Below are 21325 nucleotides of genomic sequence, written 5' to 3'. Positions count from 1 at the left end.
AAAAGAAACTGGGATTAGTCAGGTTTGAAAATTTTCCATAAGGGCATAGAGACCCGGTCGAGGAGCATATGCTGACATCCGCCTCTTGGATAGACTGAACGAAGGAATTTAGGACACAGATCCTGTGAGACATGGAAGGGTAAGTTACCAGAGTTATTGCGGACACCTATAGTAACCATATTTTAACAAAACGTGGATAGCTTTATTTAGGTGGTCAATATATGTCCATATATTTGAATTGCTTCAATGTATATCCAAGGAGTTCTTTTTAGTCATGATGATATTGTAAGAATGGGAGAGATATCAAGAGAAAATTAAAGTATAGAGAGGAAGGATAATTAAGGTGATAGTTGGTATAATTATTGTTTTTATATGTTTAGCTTTTTTTGAAATTCCAGGACTTATAAGAAAAAAATACTGGCGAGAATTAATTGCTTTTTCTTGTTTATCTTTAATTACGTTTACAATGACTATAATTCAAAGTGTGAGTATAAATATACCAAGCCCTATGAAAGGGATTGAATATATTATTAGAGATATAGTTGGTTTATAATATTAGAAATTATAAATATAAAATAATAATTTTTATTTAGTGTAATAGTTGTTGTATATTAGAATATAAGTTTTTTGCTATACTGCCTTATTATATCAATAGATTTTTTTAACTCTTTGATTTCCATATCTGTTAAATGATATTCAACTAGTTCTTGAATGCCTTGATTATTTAAAACAGCAGGGACTCCAACATAAATATTTTTTTCTCCATACTCACCATTAAGCATGGCTGAAATTGGAATAACCTTGTTTTCATCTTTTAAAACTGCTTTAATGATTTGAACAGTAGTGGCTGCAATTCCAAAAGTAGTAGCGCCTTTTGCATTAACAATACGGTATGCAATCATTTTTATATCCTCTGAAAGAACATTTATATCAAATTCTTTTAGTCTTGTTTTATTATCCTTAAGAATATCTAAAAATTTCTTACCACCCACAGTGACTTGGCTCCAAGGAATTATTTGGGAATCTCCATGTTCTCCCATACATAAAGCATGAACACTTTGTGGGTCAACCTTCATAACATCTGCTAAATGATATTTCAAACGGGCAGAATCTAGAGCAGTACCGGTACCTATAATTTTACTAGCAGGTAAACCAGATAGTTTATGAACGTAAAGTGACATAACATCAACTGGATTTGTTATTATAACAAAAATTCCAGAAAAACCACTTTCCATTATTGGAGGCACAATACTTTTCATTATACCTGAAGCTTTTTCTATCATATCAAGTCTTGTTTGCCCTTTAATATAAGGTAATGCCGCTGCTATTACAATTAAATCAGCATCCTCACAATCAGAATAATCTCCAGCTTTAACATGCATCCTATTTCCGCTGTAACCAAGAGAATGTTGTAAGTCTGTTGCCTCAGCCCAGGCTTTCTCTTTGTTAATATCAATTAATATTAAATCATCACAAATATGATTCATAACAATATGGAATGATACAGCTGCTCCTACAGAACCTGTACCAACAACAACTACTTTACTTCTTCCAATAGCCATATTTTATTTCATCCTTTCGGTTTATATTTATTTAATTAAGTTGGGAAATGCAAATAAATAAGTATTTTACAGATTTTATAATTGTATAATTAAACAAAAACAATGTCAAATAAAATATTTTGATATAAGTTATATTAAGCAATTTATTATGAAGTAAATATAAAAAATTTCAAGAATAAGGGTAGATATGGAGATTAATATGCAAATCGTATGAATAAAGATACATAATAAAAAATAATGAAAAAATGTATTGAAAATACAAATACGTACGTATTAAATATTATGTTAATCAGTCAAAATGTAAATAAATATTATACCCAAGATTTATTCAGTAATAATATTCATTAGAAGAAAATAAAAAAATATATTACATTTATGATATAATAAAAAAGTGAATTTATTTAAGTTGATGATTAATTTTAGAATAATATTTATAAAATACTATTTATATATTTAAAACAGAAAGGTGTGGGGATAAATTGAAAAATAAGATTAGATTTCTTGGAGTACTTATGGGTATACTTGTTTTGGTAGGATGTAGTGCAAAAAATCAAGAAAAGACTGTAGAAACAAGTGATAGTACAATTACAACTACAAGTAATTCTATAGAGGTGGAAAAAGATAATTCAATAGAAACAACTTCTACAAAATATTACGCTCTTTATACTGGAGAAGAAGTAAGCAAGGAAATTACTGAAAAACCAGCATACATGGTATCAATTGAAAACTCTTCAGCAGCAAGACCACAGGCAGGATTCACTTCTGCAGATATAGTATATGAATTAATGGCTGAGGGTGGAGTTACAAGATGTGTTGCTTTATTTCAATCAGAAAGTGCTGACAAAATAGGACCTATCAGAAGTATGAGAACCTATTTTATTGATTTAGCATACGAATACAATGTTCCTTTTGCACACTGTGGAGGAAGTCACGATGCATTAGACAGAATTAAAAATGAAAAGCCAATGTCTTTAAATGAAATGTACAATTCATCATATTTCTTCAGAGACACCTCAATAAAAGTCCAAGAACATAGTCTTTTTGCTACATCAGAGAAATTAGTAGCTTTAACTGAGAGTAAGAATTATATTAAACCTTCAAATGTAAAAATAGAATTTGATAAATTATTTTGGGATAATAGTATTTTTGAAAATGCAAACTCAGTTTCAATATTATTCAATAAATACTATAATACAAACTATACTTATAAAGATGGTTTATATTATAAATCAATGAACAATGAACCGTGTTTAAATAGAACTGACAATGTGCCAGTAGCAGTAAATAATTTAGTTATTCAGAATGTAACCTATAGGTCAAGAACAGGAGAGCTATATTTAGATGCTGATCTTGTTGGCCAAGGTGATGGAATCATTTTTAGCAATGGCAAAAAAATAAATGTAAAATGGTCAAAGGCAGATCTAAATTCTCAGACAATATTTAAAGATGAGGATGGAAATGTAGTCCCTCTTAATATAGGTAAAACTTGGTGGCATATACTTGATCAGAATGCAAAATTGACAGTAAATTAATATTAAAACTTGATATAATGGAAAACTAACCAATATTGGTTGGTTTTTTTTATCCAAAAATTAGTTTTTAGTTATAAAATTATTTTCTACGTAATAAATATTATGTAAACTTATTAAAATGTAAACTAAAATAATTTTCGAATTAAATTTATAATTATGTTATAATATTTGAAACTATAAGGAGATGAAAAAAACAATTGGGGGGAGATTTCATAATATGGAATTAAGAAAATCAAGAGAAGTAGATATTGATAACATAATCAAAATAATTAAACAAGCTCAACTTGCTTTAAAAGAACAAGGAATAGATCAATGGCAAAATAATTACCCTAATAAGGAAACCATAATTAAAGATATTCAGGATGATTTCGCTTATGTATTATTAAAAGATTCAAATATTGTTGGAACAGTTGCTTTATCTTTTGACGGGGAAAAAACCTATGAATCCATATTTGAAGGACAATGGATTACTGATGATAAATATGCAGTAATTCATAGATTGGCAGTAGATAATGCTTATAAAGGAATAGGAATATCATCTCAAATTTTAAAAGAGATAGAACAAGTTTGTGTAAGTAAAAAGATAAATAGTATAAAAGTAGATACCCATGAAAAAAATATAGCTATGCAAAAAATGCTTAAGAAAAATAATTTTGAGTATTGTGGAATTATTTATTTAGAGGATAATAGCAAGCGAATTGCTTTTGAAAAAATAATAGGGGGGAAGGTTAACATTGGATACCGATAAGTTAAAAGAGTGACATTATTAATTGATATTTATTATCAATATATGATACACTATGAAAATAACGTAATTATTTATAATAATCTAAAAGAGGTGCTTAAAAATGAAATTAACAGTAATACAAGGAAAAACAAATGCTGTAGTGAAAGTAATCCCAATATATGAAGGCAGTTTGGATAAAAAAACTTCATGTGGTGGTTTGAGTACGGCAATAAAATTAAAAAATAGTGGTAAGTTTAAAGAAAGTTATGGAGATATATATACTTTAGCTAAAGAAGCAGAAGAAGGATTTGTATACAGAATATTTTTAGGATTAGGTAAGAAAGAAGAATTAACTCCAGAAAAAATACGTAGAGCAACCTCTAAAGCTGTAAAAGAAGCTATGAAATTGAATGAGACAAGTGTTCATATGAAGGTTATAGATAGTCCCAATGTATGTTTTTATGATGTAATTAAAGCTATGTTTGAAGGGGCTGTATTGACTAACTATAAGTTTGATAAATATAAAACTTCTAATAATGAAACTAAGAAATTTATTGAATATTTTGAAATATTTAAAATTAATGAGGACAATTTTAAAATAGCTGAAAATGCTTTAAAAGAAGCACAAGATATAATAGAAGGAAATATCATTGCAAGGGATCTTGTTAATGAACCAGCTAATGTTATTTATCCTGAAACTTTAGCAGAAAAAGCAAAAGAAATAGGAGTTAAAGCTGGCTTTGATGTTAAAGTATTTAATAAAGAAGAAATAGAAAAACTTAATATGAAAGCGTATCTTGAAGTAGCAAAAGGCTCTGATAAAGAACCTAAGTTGATTGTAATGAAATATGAGGGAAATAAAGAAGATGTACAAAACATCTTAGGTTTAGTTGGTAAAGGACTTACTTATGATTCAGGTGGTTATTCTATTAAACCTACAGATGGCATGAAAACCATGAAAAGCGATATGGGAGGAGCCGCGGCAGTAATAGGAGCTATGTATACTATAGCAAAACAAAAATTAAAAATTAATGTTACTGCTGTTGTGGCTTCTTGTGAAAATATGATATCTGGGGGAGCCTACAAACCAGGTGATATTATTGGAAGTATGGCTGGCAAAACAATTGAAGTTTTGAATACAGATGCAGAGGGTAGACTTACATTAGTGGATGCAGTTAACTATATTATTGAGAAAGAAAAAGTAAGTAAAGTAGTTGATATGGCAACATTAACAGGTGCAGTGCTTGTAGCATTAGGAACTACAGCTTCAGGAGTGGTGACAAACAACAAAGATTTTTATACTAAACTTGAAATTGCATCAAACAACTCAGGGGAGAAAGTATGGCAGTTACCTGCTTTTGATGAATATAAAGAACTTATTAAATCAGATATAGCAGATCTTAAAAATATTGGTGGTAAATGTGCTGGAACAATTACTGCGGGATTATTTATTGGTGAATTTGTACAAGAAAAACCTTGGCTTCATATAGATATAGCTGGCACATCCTGGGTTGATAGTGATAAGCACTATCGTACTAAAGGGGGAACAGGTGAAGGCGCAAGACTTCTTTATCATTTAGCTAAAGAAGAACAATAGTATGAAGAAAAAGGGGGAAGAAGTATGTTTAATGGAGTTTTTTATAATGTTTTAAGTTTTATATGGATTATAATTGGTGTTATTTATTTTCTTATTGAAATAACAGACTACCAAAAGAAAAAGAAATTGGGAGCTTTAATTTCAGCTAACAAAAGAGAGTATAATATATATATCTTTAACACTATTATTTTTGCCATTCTTTTTGTTCTTTATATAATATCATATATAAAGGACAGTGAGAGTTATTCACTTATTGCAGCTTTAGGGGTATTGCTGTTTGTAGTTGCTACGTTTAGAAAAGGAATGAAACAGCAACAAATATTCGAACAAGGGATAGCAACCATAGATATAGTGCTTTTTTGGACAAATATAACTGGCTACAAGTGGATAGATGTAGAAAATAAAAATAATACAGAGTTATATTTAACCACAAATTACAAAGTATTTATCTTTAAGCAACAAAATAAAAATTTCACTTTCTGTATAAAAAGTGATGATGTTAAATTTATCCAATCTATATTTAGGCAAAATAATGTAAGTGAAATAAAGTAATACTAGTTATAATTTTAATGTTTTGTTTGAGAAAAATATCCATAGTTCATATGACATATTTCAATTTATTATGATATAATTTATTCTATAGACAAATCATAAACAAACTTTATAGTTTAAATGGTTTGTCTATAGAACATTTTGCTGTTGAAAAATAAAAAATATAATTGAAATATGGTTTGAGAGTGCTAAGCTCGTTTAAGCTTTATTGTCAATGATTCACAGGAGGGCCTATGCTAAAAGACGATTTAGTAGATGAACTAGTTAAAAAATGTAATAAATGCGGCGACGAAAATAGTAAGGAGAGTCGTTTTTGTAAAAGCTGTGGGGATAATTTAGAAAAGTATAATTCTAAAGACTATAACGATGATAGTTATATTAGTGAAAAATCCATAGAAGATACTCAACCAATTTCTTTAATAGAAATTGAAAAGGAATTGGGTAAGAAGAAAAATTTTAAAAAAATAAAATTTCCGGTAATAACCTTTCCAACATTTAAGATACCAAAAGTAAATTTAAAGTTGCCTAAAGTAAGTTTTAAACTAGCAAATAACAAAAAAAAGATAGTTGTTTTAACCCTTATTTTATTAATTTGTTTTTCTTTAGTAGCTTATGCTTATAGCACGCCAGGCACAAAAATGATATTAAATTATTATGGACAAAATCAAAAATCGGATAAATTAATTTCATACATTGAGAACAATAAAAAGAATGTGAATAAGAAAGAGCTTGTTTCCTATGGCATAAACGAACTTTTAACTAATAATTTAAGTAATGGTATAAATTTTTTAAATGAAGAAATTTATAATGAGGAAAACAGCGTTAATTTCGTTAGTGAAATTATTTCACAGATGAAAAATTCTAAGGTACTTCCAGATGACTCAATAAAATTTTCATCTTATTATATTAATAATTACATATTAGTTGAAAATGGAGATTTAAATGTGGAATTTTGGAATGAATACATTGAATTGATGAAAGAATACCCTATTGATGATATAAAAAGTGGTTTTTATTCTAATATAGCAAACTATTATTTGGATAATAAATTAGAAGAAACTATAAAAATTTTGACTGCTATGAATTCAATAAAAATAGGAGTTGAAAATGAAAATACTAGCCTTATTGAATTGATTGAGAAAATTATTGATAATAATAGTGCAGTATTGGATAGCACTTCAAGAACTGAAAAAATTGGTGAAGATATAAAATCAAATTTGAATGAAATTGAGTCTCAAAATACTTTATTAAGTCAGGTATCTTCAGAAATTGAAAAAACTAATAGTGAAAACATATTATTAAATGAAAGGCTTTCAGTTATTCAGAATTATTCTGATTTGAGATACTATTGTGTGGCTAAACAATCAAGTGGAGTTTATGAAATAATTTTACCAAAGAACAGTATATTCTTTGGAGAGATATTGTCAAATACTCACGCAATTATTTATACCAATGATTCAAGTCTTACTGTCAATAGTTGGGGTAATTTAGACGTTTATGATAATGGATATGAAACCGTTACTTTGGGGACTTATGGAAAAGTTAAACAAGATTTGATGACATATAAAGAAGTTTCTAAAAAAGATTTCGCTGAAATAAAAAACGTGTTAGAGAGTGTAGATAAAAACAATGCTACTGTAGCAACTCTAAAAGAAAATTCAGCTACGTATAAAAAAACAATAAAAGAGTTTGAAGATGCTAATATAGCCCTTGAAGAAGAAAAAAACAATCTTTTAGCTACCATTGAATCGTTGAAAAGTAATGATATTTCCAATGATTTAGAAATAAAAAATATTATGAAAATAAAATAATTTTCTTTTAATGAAAATACAGCCCTATTGAAATTAATAGGTGCTGTTTTATTTTAGAATAAGAAAAGAGGAGAGATTTACTTGAGTAAAAGTATTAGTATGATTGGATATAACAAAGCTTCTATTGAGATATACCTTTCGCAACTTAAAGAAAATTTTAATGATAGATTAATTATTGATGCTAGAATAGTTGATGAGATAAAAGAAGATTCTATAATTTATTCTGATATTATAATTTTAACTTCATATTGCTTATATTCAAAAGTCAAGAAAAACCTATGTGAATCAAGTAAAATCATAGTTATTGAAAGAACTATTACTAAAAAGTCATATGATAAAATTCAATCATTACCAGGAAAACATCAGCTATACTTAATCGATCAAACAGAGAGCATGGCAAGTGAAATTTCTTTTATTATTAATAGATTATCTAATGGTCAAATAAATTTAATACCCTTGAGTTTAGATAGTATAGAAAAAAATAATTTAAATTTTTGTGTATCTATGGGAATGGAAATACCTGGTAAAGTTAAGGGGATACTTGATATTGGATATTCATTTATGAGTGTTGGAACAATTATTGAAATAGGGTTTGAAGCAGGATTGGAAGAAAGTTTGACTGATAAAGATGTAGTAAGTGCTAACAATCACATAATTTCATATAATTATAATAGTTTTAATAAATTTATAAATAAGATTAATAGACTAAAGGGGAGATTTAAATCTTTCTTTGATTACTTTGAGGAAGGGTATATTATTTTAGATATAAATAATACTATTGAAGAATGTAACAAAAAAGCAATTGAACTACTAAGATTAAAGCCTAAAGATTTTGAGTGTTTAGATTTATCTAAACTTCTATCAGAAGAATTATTTCAAAAGGTTTTTCAAGAAAAACAAACAGTTAAAGATGAAATTTTACATATAGAAGATTTAACTTTGATTCTTTCCATTTATCCTACTGTTAACTCAGGAAAGTACTATGGCACAACAATAATAATTAAAGAATTTAATGTGAGTGAAAAAAGGCAAAATGAGATTAGGAAAAAATTAATGGGTAAAGGACATAAAGCGAAATACATTTTTAATGATATTGTAGGTGAAAGTAATATTATAAAAGAATGTATTGAAAGAGCTAAAAGAATGGCCCTTTCAAATTCTTCTATTTTGATAGAAGGAGAAACTGGTACTGGAAAAGAGTTATTCGCTCAAGCAATACATAATCATTCTTCTAGAAAAAAACATCAATTTGTAGCTATAAATCTAGGTGCTTTACCAACAAACATTCTAGAAAGTGAACTGTTTGGTTATGAGGAAGGTGCTTTTACCGGAGCAAAAAAAGGTGGGAAACCTGGTTTATTTGAATTAGCTCATGGAGGAACTATTTTTTTAGATGAAATAGGTGAAATGCCTATTGAATTACAGTCTAAATTGTTGAGAGTACTACAAGAAAAAGAAGTTATGAGATTAGGTAGTGATAAAATTATTTCTATTGATATTAGAGTAATCGCTGCAACAAATAAAGACTTAATCCAACAAGTTAATAATAATACCTTTAGAAAAGATTTGTTTTATAGAATAAAAGTACTTTCTTTAAAGATCCCTCCTTTAAGATATAGAAAAGAAGATATATTTGTTTTATTAGATTATTTTAAGATATACTTTCAAGGAGAATTTAATATAGATAATAAGGTTAGAGAAATGCTTTTAAATATGCAGTGGCAAGGCAATGTAAGAGAATTAAGAAACTACGTAGAGTTTTTAATTAATATAGGTAAAAAAGATATATCTTCAAATGATTTGCCTATAGAAAATTTTGAATCATCATTTAATAAAGAAGAAATATTGGAGAATGAAAGGTTAAATATATTAATTGAAAAAGCAGGAGTTGAGAAAGATAAGTATATAACAATACTTAAAATCCTTTATGTAGCTTATGATCAAGGAATTACAATGGGAAGAAAAAGTATTATAGAAAAAGCACTGGATATCAATTATAAATTATCTGAACAAGAAACAAGAAGAATATTAACTAAACTTAATGATTTAAAAATGATAAGAATACATGCAGGAAGAAGAGGTAGCGAAATTACTACTTTAGGTAGGAAGTTAGTTGAGGATATTGGGTGTGATTTGTATAGTAGAGTGTGATTAAAGGGATAGTTGGAAGAAATTAAATAGGGAAGTATAGGGCTGAATAGGTTGAATTAGGATGATTGTTACAACCTATTCACTTGTTTACTAAGTAAACATTTACATTAAATGTGTTTATAAATGTCATTTTTAAGCTTATAAAAATTGGCATCAAAATTGCTATATTAATTTTTGTGATAATAATTTTATAATATTAAATCAAACTAAATTTGGGGAGGATGAAAGTTATGACAATGCAGTACAATCCTTTTGATAATATGTTGGAAGTTTTAGACAAAGCAGCAGCTATGTTAGGTTTAGATGAGCAAGATTATATTACTCTTAAATCACCAGAAAGAGAATTGAAAGTTCAAGTACCAGTGGTTATGGACGATGGGAAAACAAAAGTTTTTGAAGGATATAGGGTGCAGCATTCTAGCTCAAGAGGTCCTTGTAAAGGTGGTATAAGATATCATCAAGATGTAAATATTGATGAAGTGAAAGCTTTAGCCGCTTGGATGAGTTTAAAGTGTGCTGTTGTTAATATTCCTTATGGTGGAGGTAAAGGTGGAGTTAAAGTAGATCCATCTAATTTGTCTAAAGATGAATTAAAAAGATTAACTAGAAGATACACTGCTATGATATTGCCTATTATAGGTCCTGAGAGAGATATTCCTGCTCCAGACGTAAATACTAATGCAGAAGTAATGGGATGGATTATGGATACGTATAGTATGTTTAAAGGGTATACTGTGCCTGGGGTTGTTACTGGGAAACCAATCGAATTGGGAGGATCATTAGGGAGAAGTGAAGCTACTGGAAGAGGCGTAATGTTTATGACAAAAGAAATCCTTCATAGACTTGGAATTCCTGTACTTAATACAAGAATATCAATCCAAGGTATGGGGAATGTAGGTGGAACAGCTGCTAAATTATTATATAAAGAAGGATGCAGAATAATAGCAATTAGCGATATGTCAGGTGGACTTCATTGTGAAGAAGGTTTGAATATAGAAGCAATATATGAATTTTTAAATAATGGGGAAAGATTTTTACTAAAAGATTATCCTTTATCAGAAGGAGTAACAAGAATAACCAACGAAGAACTTTTAACTGTTGATACAGATGTGTTAATACCTGCAGCACTTGAAAATCAAATAAATATTAAAAATGCAGCTGATATTAAAGCGAAAATAATAATTGAAGGAGCAAATGGGCCAACAACTACAGAAGCTGATGAAATATTAAATAGAAAAGGAATTCAAATTGTTCCAGATATTTTAGCTAATGCTGGAGGTGTAATTGTTTCATATTTTGAATGGGTTCAAAATATTCAATCATATACTTGGGATGAAGTTAAAATCAATCGTACCTTGGAAATGAATATGATTAAAGCGTTTAATGAAGTTTGGGATAAAACCAAAGAAAAGAATGCTACATTAAGGATGGGAGCTTATATGGTTGCCATTGATAGAATTGTTAAAGCACATAAAATGAGGAGTATCTTTCCATAATAAAAATAACCACCAATTTTTGGTGGTTATTTTTATTTCGTTGGAATTATATAGATAAATTTGGTATAATAAACTTTATAATAGAAACAAATACTTTTTTAGTCGAAAGAGGTAGTTTTATGAATGGGTTATCTTTTTTATCAGCTTTAGTAGCAATTATATATATTTCATTGGGGATATATTTTTATAATTTAAATAAAGGGGAGAGTGTTAATAAGCTTTTATTAATTTTATGTATCTGTTTTTTTGATTGGTCATTTGCTTATATATTCTGGTATTCTAAAGAAATGATTCAAACTCAATATTATCCCTTTATTAACATTCTAGGGGCAACAGGGTGGAGCTTTTATTACGGAGTGATATTTCATGTTTCTTTTGAAATTGTAGGATTATCTAGTAAAATAAAAAGTTTTTATAGAAAAACATTAATTTATGTACCTTGTACTATTATGTTTATAATTTATAGCATGCTAAGGATTTTAAAAATTGATTATTATTCTTTAGGTTTTTCCATTTTTAACGTTACAAATTTTTTGATAACTGCTACCTATATATCAATAGGACTAGTATTGATATTAAGATGGGGACTAGCATCTAAAATATATAGAGAAAAGAAGCAAGCATTTTTGGTGGTATTTTTTGGTGCAATAGCTTTTATTTTGGGTATTTTTTGTCAAAACATATTGCCGCTATTGAAATTACCTACTTTGTATATTGCACAAATAGTTTCTGTATTTTGGGTTTTTGGTATATTTTTTGCAATTTCTAAATATGATTTTTTAGATATTAAATCTGTTTATAATATTGATAAAATAATGAAAAATGTTAATGATACAGTAATTATAGTAGATAATAAAAATAAAATAACTTACTTTAACGAAAACTTACAGAAGTTTTACAAAAAAAGTTCTAATGAAATCCTAGGTAGTGAAATATACGATATTATCAAATTTAGATTTAAATCTAAAAAAAATGACTTTACAAATTGTACTATTGAGAAAAATGGTGAGGAAATTTCTGTGTCTGTGAGTACGGAAGAAATCTTTGATAATTATGGAGATAGGATAGGTAGATTGTTTGTTATTAAGGATAATTCTCAATATATTCAAATAGAAAAAGAAAAAAATAAGCTTAGAGATATACTTTTGAAAAATGATATTAGTTACAATTTGTTAATTAATCAATCACATAATGCTATTTTAGTACATAGAGATGGTGAAATTTTATTCGGAAATGAAAGTGCTACTAAACTATGTGGTTACATATCAGCAAATAATTTTATTGGAACAAATATTTGGAATTTTATTCCGGATGTTGATATGAAAGATTTAAAGCTTAAATATTTTAATATAATCAATGATAAGTGTAGTTTGACAACATTTAATGGAAGAATATTAAAAAGCAATGGAGATATGATAGAAGTTGAAAATACATCCTCATACTTTGAATATGGAGGGCAGCCTACAATTCTTAGTATTATGAGAGATGTTTCCCCAGAAAAAAAAGTAAAGATGTTAGAAATAGATGTTCTTGAAAAAACTAAATTATTGGATGAATCTTTAGAAATGAACAAAATAATCACAGAATTTTTTTCCAATGTTTCTCATGAATTGAAAACTCCTTTAAATGTTATATTTTCAGCTATTCAAACTTTAGGTATATATAATGATAATAGTTATGAAAGTATTATTAAAAGACAAAGATATCATAATATAATGAAACAGAACTGTTATAGGTTAACAAGATTGATAAATAATTTACTAGATATTACAAAAATAGATTCAGGATTTTTGAGTTTGAATTTTAAGAATTATAATATTGTAAGCATAATTGAGGATATAACTCTTTCAGTTGTCCCATATGTTGAAAATCATGAGATAAACTTAATTTTCGATACAGATATTGAGGAAAAAATAATCGCTTGCGATCCTGATAGAATCGAGCTTATAATGCTAAATCTTATTTCTAACTCATTGAAGTTTACAAATGCCCAGGGAGAAATTTTTGTCAGCATAATGGATGGTACAGATTTTATTACTATTTTAGTAAAGGATACAGGGTTAGGAATGTCTAAGGAGAGCTTGGCAAGTATATTCGATAGATTTAGTCAAGTAGATAAAACATTAACAAGAAATAGAGAAGGAAGTGGAATTGGTTTATATCTTGTAAAAAGTTTTGTGGAAATGCATAATGGTAAAATAACCGTTTCAAGTGAACTGGGTAAGGGAAGTGAATTTGTTATTAAATTACCTGTGAGAATGGTTGATACTTATTTAGTTGAAGATTCTCAATACGATATTAATGTGGAGAAAATTCATGTAGAGTTTTCGGATATCTACTCTTAATTTAAGAGTAGATATCCTTTAATTTTATAAGTTATTATATTCTTCTAAGAGTTCAGTGATTTTTATACTACATCGTCTACCGCTGCAACCACCAGATCCGGAACCAGTAATTTTGTTCACTTCTTCTACAGTAGATGCACCATCATTTATAGCTTTTTTTATTACTGACTTTGGAATAGCTTTGCAAATACATACCTTTGTTAATTTATCCATTATATCTATTTCAAATTGTTTCATAATAATCTCCTTTTATAAAAAATTTATTAAATTGATTTTATATAATCATAGCATATAATCTACAAAGTGTAAATAATAATCAATGTTAATTAATTATTATTACTTATATAGAATAGACATTTTCTTTGAAGTTTATTATAATATGTTTATATTATAATCCGAAAAATTTAGGAGGAAAAAATCATATTTTATAATGAACACTTTCAAAGAATAAGAAAAAAAATAACAATTGAATTCAGTGTTTTATTTACTGAAAAAGATAAGGTGGCTTTGATTTCTTTATCAGATGGATGGAGTAAAGATAAAGAAAGCCAAATAATTGAACTAATTTCAACTTTGAATAATATGGGATTTTATGTTGAGTTAAGCAAAACTTTATATAGAAGAGATGGGTTTTTTAGTGGTACACCTTTGGAAAGAGCATCTGAATTAAATAAGCTTTTTAAAGATAAAGAAATAAAAGCAATATTTGATATTTCAGGGGGAGATTCTGCAAATCAAATATTGAGTTTAATAGATTATGAAAGTATAAGAAAAAATCCAAAGCCTTTTTTGGGGTTAAGTGATTTAACTACAATTTTGAATGCCTTATATCATAAATCTGAAATTAAAACTTTTCATTATAAGATAAGAAACTTAATAGGAAATGACAAAGAAAGCCAACAAAATAAATTTATAAATAGCTTTTTTAAAGGAAAAGTAGATATTTTTGATTTTCCTTATACATGGCTCAGAGGAAATAGAATTGAAGGAGAAGTAATTGGAGGCAATTTAAGATGTTTTCTTAAGTTATCAGGAACAGAATATTTACCAGATCCAGTGGATAAAGTGCTTTTACTAGAAGGATTAGGAGGCGATTTTAGTAGAATAACTTCTTTGATATGTCAGCTAAATCAAATTGGCTATTTAGATAAAATAAGTGGTCTTGTGTTAGGAACTTTTACTGAATTAATTAATAATAATGATATGAAAAAATTGTGTGATTTTATATTAGACTTAACTAAAGATAAGGAATTACCAATAATAAAAACGGAAAGAATAGGCCATGGAGATGATGCTGTTTGTATTATTATAGGAGAAACTTTAATTCTTGAAAAGAAATAATATTAAAGTATGTAAAGTAAAAATTTAAAGGAGATAATCTATGTTGAATTTACTTGAATTAAAGTATTCCATTAATGAAATTAATGATAAGCGGGATTTAATAAGTGGATTAATAAAAGAAAAATCTGTTAATATTAAAGATAAGAGTATAAAGATTATTTCTAGTGAAGAGTTAACTATATTATTTAACCTTTATGATGAAATATTTTTAAAAAATTGGTTTAAGAATAACTATAAGGGTAAAATTAAATTTTCATTGTCTAAAAGAATGACTAAAAGTGCTGGAATCACAATTTGCCCTAAAAATATAGCATCTACAAGTGAAAAAAATCTAGTGCTAGAAATAAAAATTGGAATAGACTTTTTTTTCCACTATAATATGATAACTGAACCAAAATTGGTGTGTGGTATTGAAACTAAAAATAGTTTTCATGCTCTTCAAATTGTGTTTGAACATGAAATATGTCACTTGATTGAGTTTATATTATTTTATGAATCAAGCTGTAAAAAAGATAGATTTAAATCAATGGCTTATAATTTATTTAAGCATACATCATCCTATCATCAACTACCTACCCATAAGAAAATTGCCATGGAACAATTAGGGGTGAGTATTGGAGATATAGTTTCATTTAGTTACCGGGAAAAAATTCAAGAAGGTATACTTTATAAGATCAATAAAAAAGCTATTGTTATGGTAAAAGATAAAAAGGGGTCATTTATGGATAAAAGCGGAAATAAATATATGAAATACTACGTTCCTTTAAATAAATTAAAGCTTATAAAAAAATAATGACCTTCTTTAAGAATAGCCATTATTTTTTGTATTTCTTAAGACATGTTTCTTCCGTAGAAAATTTCAAACATTTCTCTTTTTAATTTTTGTTTAATAATTTTCTTTTCAGCCTTCTGTAATTCTTTTTTATTTATGCCGAAAAGGTAGTTATCAAGGTCAAAGTCTTTCAAAAGCATTTTGGTATGAAAAATATTTTCTTGATATACATTTACATCTATCATTTGATATAAATCCTTTGTGTCAGAAGTTAAGTAGTTTTGAATAGAATTAATTTTATGGTCTTTGTATACTTTTTTACCTTCTACACTTCTAGTAAATCCTCTAACTCTATAATCTAAAGTTACTATGTCAGGATTAAAACAGTGAATCAAATAATTAAGAGCTTTTAGAGGCGATATTTGGCCACAAGTAGATACATCAATATCTGCTCTAAAAGTACTAATTCCATCATCAGGGTGCACTTCAGGATATGTGTGCACTGTAATATGACTTTTATCTAAATGAGCAAGAATTGTTTCAGGGATTGGACCCGGTGCTTCAGTATATGATTTCTCATTTGAAGCATTATCCACTTCATTTTCTGCGATAAGAATAGTAACACTTGCACCTTGAGGGTCATAGTCTTGCTTTGCAATGTTTAAAATATGAGCCCCGATAATATTTGAAACATCAGTTAAAATTTTAGTTAATCTTTCAGCGTTATACATTTCATCAATATATTCGATATATCTTTGCCTGTCCTCTAGTGTTTTAGCATAGCATATGTCATACATATTAAAGCTCAATGATTTTGTTAAATTGTTAAATCCGTATAATTTTAATTTTTTTATTGGTTTTATATCCAAGTTGTACTCCTCCTAAAACTTTATTTTTTTCAGTCTTTGAAGAAATTTAAAGTCATAAATGAACTTTTTTATCTTTTACTTACTGCATTAAAATTATATATGTTATTGTATCATATGTAAATATTTTTTTAATAAAAAATATTTTATTTTAACTGTAAGCTTATTATTATAAAACAGAAGGTTTAATATTGTATGAGAAAGTAAATATTTAAAAATTATTATTTTATTTGAATTATTGGATTTTTTTTGGCATAGACTATATTAAATATGTTATAATATTTCTATGTAAAATTTCAAACTAAAATAAAAAAATCTAAATACTTCAAATGAGGTGACTTTATGTTTGTAAAGATTATAACAGATAGCGCATCAGACCTTCCAAAAAATTTATGTACTGAATTAAATATTGATGTACTTCCACTTAATGTATATGTGAATGGAAAAGAATTTGAGGATAATGTGAATATTCACGCCAATGAACTTTTTGAAGATATGAGACAGGGAAGAAATGTAAAAACGTCAGGGGTTCCACTAACAGTTTTTGAAGATAAATTCAGAAAGTTGGCAAAAGATAATGGTAGTTATATTTACTTATCTTTTTCATCTCAACTATCAGGAACATATCAAACTTCTAAATTAGCTTATAATGATATAAAAGATGAATATCCTGACTTTGATCTAGAAATAGTGGACACGCTATGCGCTTCTTTAGGGTTCGGATTTGTAGTTGTAAAAGCAGCTCAAATGGCTAAAGAGGGATGTACAAAAGAACAAATATTAAATTCAATTAATTTTTATATTAATCATATTGAGCATATTTTCACAGTAGATGATATTGAATATCTGTATAGAGGGGGTAGAGTTACTAAAACCGCTGCTTTTATAGGGACAGTTCTTAATATAAAACCAGTCCTAGATGTTCAAAATGGAAAGTTGATTCCTATTGATAAGATTAGAGGAAGAAGAAAAACTATTCATAAAATGATAGAGTTAGTTGGAAAAAGAGGAAAACGTTTAGAAAATCAGACCGTTGGAATAAATCATGGCGATGATTTAGCTACGGCAGAATATATAAGAGATTCAATAAAAGAAAAGTATAACGTTGAAAGTTTTTTGATAAATGATATTGGTAGCGCAGTAGGTTCTCACACCGGACCTGGGGTTATCGGAATCTATTTTTTAAACGAGTGGCCATGCCCTTAAAGTTTAGGATAGTATTTAATAACCACCCATATGTAATATATGGGTGGTTTTCTATGACCGTTTTCTAATATTTGAATAGTAAATTTATTATATTACAACCTTATTACGAATAATAAGACCACAATCTTTTGCTATCTCATTATAATAATCTAATTTTTCCCCATTTTCAAAGAATAAAGGAAAATTCAAATTATAGTTGCCCCAAATTGTAATAGGTACACTTGTAAAGTACATAGTACAAAAATGTAATTCTCTTGTAGACAATCTAGTTAAAAAAGGTAAAAGATTTTTATTTTCTATAGAAAAATACACTGTTTCTTTATCTAAATATCTTAAATGATTAATAAAAATTATTTTATCTTCGTAATCAAGAGAATCTAAAATTCTCAATACACCATTATTATCTATATCTTTTAAATAAAAATCTATCATTAAAGGTTTGTCTTTATTAATAATATAAACCTTTTGCATAAACTCTATATATTTGTTTTCATTTTTTATAATTAAATCTAGTTTTTCTTTTTCTTTCATTGAACTTAAATCTTCTTTGGGTAAAGATAAAATTCCACTAGTGTATCTATCGAATCCTTTATCTATTCTATCGAAATATATTTTATTGTTTGATTCAAATATTTCTTTGGTAATTGGGGTTAATAACATAATTATATTTATCTCCTTTGAATAAGTCGCTTTGAGCTTTAATTAATTTTATCATAGAAACATAGGAAGAGCATTTTTTATTTTAAAAAAATATTATTTAGTATTGACAAGTGAATATTCATTCATTTATAATGAGAACAAGTAAATAAATGAATGAATATTCGTTTTTAATGTAATTAATCATTAATTTGAAAAATAGTGAAGGGAAATGATATTATGATGAACTTAGAAAATAATAATTTAAAAATAATACCTATATCAGATATAGTTCTTTTAGAAGGAATGGATTTTAATCTTCCATTGAAGGGTTTTTCACAAAAGCAAATAGATTTTTTCAATAACCAAGATAATTCTAAAGTATTAGTTTTAACATTAAAGAAAAATTTCAAAAAAGTAAATTTAAAAGAAGATGATTTTTATAGAGTAGGATCTTTGATTAAAATAATTGAAATCGAAAAGAAAAACGATATTTATATGCTAAATATAAAAGTTGAAAATAGAGTTGAAGTTAAAAATATTAAAAATATTGACGGTGAATTTTTTGGAGAATACACTTTAGCTCCAGATGTTATAGATTTAGATAGTAGAGGACAAAAGGAAATTATTGATTATATTAAAAATACCATTCATGAAATTTCATCTAAATTTCAAGGGTCAGAACCGTTTGTTAAGATTTTAGATGATATAAATGATTTGAATAAACTTATGGGATATGCTTCTCAATATATGCCAAAATCAAATGCAGATAAATATATTTTATTAGAAATAAATTCTTTGAAAGAAAGGAGTTTAAGATTTATAGACTATTTATTAGAGCAAAGGGAAGCTATAAAACTTCAAGTAGAATTATCTGAAAAGTTTAATGAGAAAGCTAATAAAAATTACCGTGAAAATATGCTCAGAGAGCAATTAAAAGCAATTCAAAGTGAATTAAATGAAAAATATGATGAATCAGATGGCAATGAAGATTATAATGAACGAATTAAAAATTCCGGAATGCCAGAAGAAGTTGAAAAAGTAGCTTTTGAAGAATTAACTAAATTATCTAGTCAAAATCCTAATAGTTCTGATTATAATGTTATAAGAAATTATTTAGACACATTACTAGCTCTTCCTTGGAAAGAAAGTGCTTATAAAGATATCAACTTAGGAGATGCAAGAAGAACATTAGATGAAGAGCATTTTGGATTAGAGAAAGTTAAAGAACGAATTATTCAGCATTTAGCTGTTATGAAACTTAAAAAGAATAAAAGAGGATCAATACTTTTATTAGTAGGACCGCCGGGAACTGGCAAAACAAGCTTAGGGAAAAGTATAGCTAAAGCTTTAGATAGAAAATATATTAGAATGAGTCTTGGCGGCATTAGAGATGAAGCTGAAATAAGAGGTCATAGAAGAACTTACGTGGGAGCTATGCCGGGTAGAATAATTAAAGGTTTAAAACAAGCTGGCGAGAATAATGCTGTTTTTGTTTTAGATGAAGTGGACAAGCTTGTTAGTGGATATAATGGTGATCCTGCATCAGCATTGCTAGAAGTTTTAGACCCTGAACAAAACAATACTTTTACAGATAATTACCTTGATGTACCTTTTGATTTATCAAATATATTTTTTATTGCTACAGCTAATTCCTTAGAAGGAATTCCAAGGCCTTTGCTAGATAGAATGGAAATAATACCTATTTCTAGTTATACTAGTAATGAAAAATTCCATATTGGTAAAAATCATTTAATACAAGAAGTATTAGATGAGCATGGGTTGACTTTAAATGATCTTACAATGGAAGATGATACATTACAAACTATTATTGATGATTATACACGTGAGGCTGGTGTAAGAGGTCTTAGAAGACAATTGGCAACTATTGCTAGAGTTTCTACTGAGAAAATAGTTTCAAATAAAGTTGAAGTTCCATACAATATTTCTTCAGATATGTTAGAGGATATGTTGGGAAGAAAAATTTCTAGACATGATATGACACAAGAAAGTAATCCACCAGGGGTAGTTACTGGTTTAGCTTGGACACCTGTAGGAGGAGAAATATTATTTGTAGAAGGAACTTTTATGACTGGAAGTGGTCAGTTATTGCTAACTGGTAAATTGGGTGAAGTTATGAAAGAATCCGCTAGAATTTCTTTGAGTTTGATTAAATCAAGATTAGCTTTAAATGCAGCTATGTTTAATTTTAAAGAAAAAGACCTACACATTCATGTACCTTCTGGGGCAGTACCGAAAGATGGACCTTCAGCGGGAATAACTTTACTAACTGCTATAGCTTCATTAGTTACTGGTATAAAAGTAGATCCTAAACTTGCAATGACAGGTGAGGTAACCTTAAGAGGTGCAGTATTACCTATTGGAGGATTGAAAGAGAAACTTTTAGCTGCTCATAGAGCCGGAGTTAAGAAAGTTCTTATACCAAAAGATAATGTAGAAGATTTAAAAGATTTACCTGATGAAGTAAAAAATGACTTAACTATTATTCCAGTGGAATTTATTGAAGAGGTATTTAACGAAGCTTTAGGAGTTAAATTACCAAAATCTGAGTTGGTTCTGGGAGACAATAAATTTTTCCTCAATGAAGGAAATCCTCAACTTTAATAATGTAATAGACTTTAAATAAAGAATAAAACAAAAAAACTAGAAAAATTTTTCTGGTTTTTTTGTTTTTAAAGAAGTGAATGGTATAATAATTAGTATAAAGCAT

Annotated in this window: 17 protein-coding genes; 13 read left to right on the top strand and 4 right to left on the bottom strand. The window is 27.5% G+C overall.

Annotation, left to right across the window (positions count from 1 at the left end; all coding sequences use genetic code 11):
- The first annotated feature begins 343 nt into the window (after positions 1-343).
- Positions 344-553, top strand: coding sequence for a hypothetical protein (locus BUB83_RS11985; protein WP_084133539.1), 210 nt, complete (start codon positions 344-346; stop codon positions 551-553).
- A gap of 58 nt (positions 554-611) precedes the next feature.
- Here BUB83_RS11985 and BUB83_RS11980 read toward each other — a convergent pair whose 3' ends face one another.
- Entirely contained in the window at positions 612-1562 is a 951-nt protein-coding gene (locus tag BUB83_RS11980; RefSeq protein WP_073338704.1) for an L-lactate dehydrogenase, read from the bottom strand.
- A gap of 479 nt (positions 1563-2041) precedes the next feature.
- Here BUB83_RS11980 and BUB83_RS11975 point away from each other — a divergent pair, with 479 nt between their 5' ends.
- The 8 genes from BUB83_RS11975 to BUB83_RS11940 all read left to right on the top strand — a co-directional run bounded on the left by BUB83_RS11975 (position 2042) and on the right by BUB83_RS11940 (position 13773).
- The gene (locus tag BUB83_RS11975) at positions 2042-3094 is read left to right on the top strand and encodes a DUF3048 domain-containing protein (RefSeq protein WP_073338703.1); all 1053 of its coding nucleotides are present in this window, start codon (positions 2042-2044) and stop codon (positions 3092-3094) included.
- A 217-nt stretch (positions 3095-3311) separates the two neighbouring features.
- Positions 3312-3842, top strand: coding sequence for a GNAT family N-acetyltransferase (locus BUB83_RS11970; protein ID WP_073338702.1), 531 nt, complete (start codon positions 3312-3314; stop codon positions 3840-3842).
- A gap of 100 nt (positions 3843-3942) precedes the next feature.
- Positions 3943-5418, top strand: coding sequence for a leucyl aminopeptidase (locus tag BUB83_RS11965; protein ID WP_073338701.1), 1476 nt, complete (start codon positions 3943-3945; stop codon positions 5416-5418).
- A 24-nt stretch (positions 5419-5442) separates the two neighbouring features.
- Positions 5443-5970, top strand: coding sequence for a hypothetical protein (locus BUB83_RS11960; protein WP_073338700.1), 528 nt, complete (start codon positions 5443-5445; stop codon positions 5968-5970).
- A 233-nt stretch (positions 5971-6203) separates the two neighbouring features.
- Positions 6204-7781: a zinc ribbon domain-containing protein gene (locus BUB83_RS11955; RefSeq protein WP_073338699.1), complete on the top strand. Its 1578-nt coding sequence runs from the start codon at positions 6204-6206 to the stop codon at positions 7779-7781.
- Between the two features lie 81 nt (positions 7782-7862).
- Complete coding sequence (locus BUB83_RS11950; RefSeq protein WP_073338698.1) at positions 7863-9932, top strand: sigma-54 interaction domain-containing protein; 2070 nt, start codon at positions 7863-7865, stop codon at positions 9930-9932.
- 230 nt (positions 9933-10162) lie between these two features.
- Positions 10163-11428 carry a Glu/Leu/Phe/Val family dehydrogenase gene (locus BUB83_RS11945; RefSeq protein WP_073338697.1) on the top strand — a complete coding sequence of 422 codons (1266 nt, stop codon included), beginning with the start codon at positions 10163-10165 and terminating at the stop codon, positions 11426-11428.
- Positions 11429-11547: 119 nt separating this feature from the next.
- On the top strand, positions 11548-13773 hold the full coding sequence (locus BUB83_RS11940; RefSeq protein WP_073338696.1) for an ATP-binding protein: 2226 nt from the start codon (positions 11548-11550) through the stop codon (positions 13771-13773).
- A 24-nt stretch (positions 13774-13797) separates the two neighbouring features.
- On the opposite strand, the gene BUB83_RS11935 is transcribed toward BUB83_RS11940, so the two are convergent.
- On the bottom strand, positions 13798-14010 hold the full coding sequence (locus BUB83_RS11935) for a (2Fe-2S)-binding protein (protein ID WP_073338695.1): 213 nt from the start codon (positions 14008-14010) through the stop codon (positions 13798-13800).
- A gap of 264 nt (positions 14011-14274) precedes the next feature.
- On the opposite strand from BUB83_RS11935, the gene BUB83_RS11930 reads away from it, so the two are divergent.
- Together BUB83_RS11930 and BUB83_RS11925 are read left to right on the top strand one after the other, a co-directional pair.
- A complete protein-coding gene (locus tag BUB83_RS11930) occupies positions 14275-15114 on the top strand; it encodes a S66 family peptidase (protein ID WP_242950671.1) in 840 nt (279 codons plus the stop codon).
- 40 nt (positions 15115-15154) lie between these two features.
- Positions 15155-15907 (top strand): hypothetical protein, encoded by a 753-nt coding sequence (locus BUB83_RS11925; RefSeq protein WP_073338693.1) that lies wholly within the window; start codon positions 15155-15157, stop codon positions 15905-15907.
- A gap of 38 nt (positions 15908-15945) precedes the next feature.
- Here BUB83_RS11925 and speD read toward each other — a convergent pair whose 3' ends face one another.
- Positions 15946-16755 (bottom strand): adenosylmethionine decarboxylase, encoded by an 810-nt coding sequence (gene speD / locus BUB83_RS11920; protein ID WP_073338692.1) that lies wholly within the window; start codon positions 16753-16755, stop codon positions 15946-15948.
- Positions 16756-17094: 339 nt separating this feature from the next.
- On the opposite strand from speD, the gene BUB83_RS11915 reads away from it, so the two are divergent.
- Entirely contained in the window at positions 17095-17958 is an 864-nt protein-coding gene (locus tag BUB83_RS11915) for a DegV family protein (RefSeq protein ID WP_073338691.1), read from the top strand.
- A gap of 87 nt (positions 17959-18045) precedes the next feature.
- On the opposite strand, the gene BUB83_RS11910 is transcribed toward BUB83_RS11915, so the two are convergent.
- The gene (locus BUB83_RS11910) at positions 18046-18618 is read right to left on the bottom strand and encodes a hypothetical protein (protein WP_073338690.1); all 573 of its coding nucleotides are present in this window, start codon (positions 18616-18618) and stop codon (positions 18046-18048) included.
- A 216-nt stretch (positions 18619-18834) separates the two neighbouring features.
- On the opposite strand from BUB83_RS11910, the gene lon reads away from it, so the two are divergent.
- Positions 18835-21219: an endopeptidase La gene (gene lon, locus BUB83_RS11905; RefSeq protein WP_073338689.1), complete on the top strand. Its 2385-nt coding sequence runs from the start codon at positions 18835-18837 to the stop codon at positions 21217-21219.
- Positions 21220-21325 lie beyond the last annotated feature (106 nt).

This window comes from Clostridium grantii DSM 8605, assembly GCF_900129965.1.
Taxonomy (GTDB): domain Bacteria; phylum Bacillota; class Clostridia; order Clostridiales; family Clostridiaceae; genus Clostridium_AF; species Clostridium_AF grantii.
Note: the sequence above shows the minus strand (reverse complement) of the source record. Positions and strands in the feature narration are given on the sequence as shown.

Bases quoted from the DNA above. Each gene is read 5' to 3' on its own strand.
- lon (WP_073338689.1), top strand. From the start codon at position 18,835: ATGATGAACTTAGAAAATAATAATTTAAAAATAATACCTATATCAGAT.
- BUB83_RS11925 (WP_073338693.1), top strand. From the start codon at position 15,155: ATGTTGAATTTACTTGAATTAAAGTATTCCATTAATGAAATTAATGAT.
- BUB83_RS11945 (WP_073338697.1), top strand. From the start codon at position 10,163: ATGACAATGCAGTACAATCCTTTTGATAATATGTTGGAAGTTTTAGAC.
- BUB83_RS11915 (WP_073338691.1), top strand. From the start codon at position 17,095: ATGTTTGTAAAGATTATAACAGATAGCGCATCAGACCTTCCAAAAAAT.
- BUB83_RS11965 (WP_073338701.1), top strand. From the start codon at position 3,943: ATGAAATTAACAGTAATACAAGGAAAAACAAATGCTGTAGTGAAAGTA.
- BUB83_RS11980 (WP_073338704.1), bottom strand. From the start codon at position 1,562: ATGGCTATTGGAAGAAGTAAAGTAGTTGTTGTTGGTACAGGTTCTGTA.
- BUB83_RS11910 (WP_073338690.1), bottom strand. From the start codon at position 18,618: ATGTTATTAACCCCAATTACCAAAGAAATATTTGAATCAAACAATAAA.
- BUB83_RS11935 (WP_073338695.1), bottom strand. From the start codon at position 14,010: ATGAAACAATTTGAAATAGATATAATGGATAAATTAACAAAGGTATGT.
- BUB83_RS11970 (WP_073338702.1), top strand. From the start codon at position 3,312: ATGGAATTAAGAAAATCAAGAGAAGTAGATATTGATAACATAATCAAA.
- BUB83_RS11960 (WP_073338700.1), top strand. From the start codon at position 5,443: ATGTTTAATGGAGTTTTTTATAATGTTTTAAGTTTTATATGGATTATA.
- BUB83_RS11955 (WP_073338699.1), top strand. From the start codon at position 6,204: ATGCTAAAAGACGATTTAGTAGATGAACTAGTTAAAAAATGTAATAAA.
- BUB83_RS11940 (WP_073338696.1), top strand. From the start codon at position 11,548: ATGAATGGGTTATCTTTTTTATCAGCTTTAGTAGCAATTATATATATT.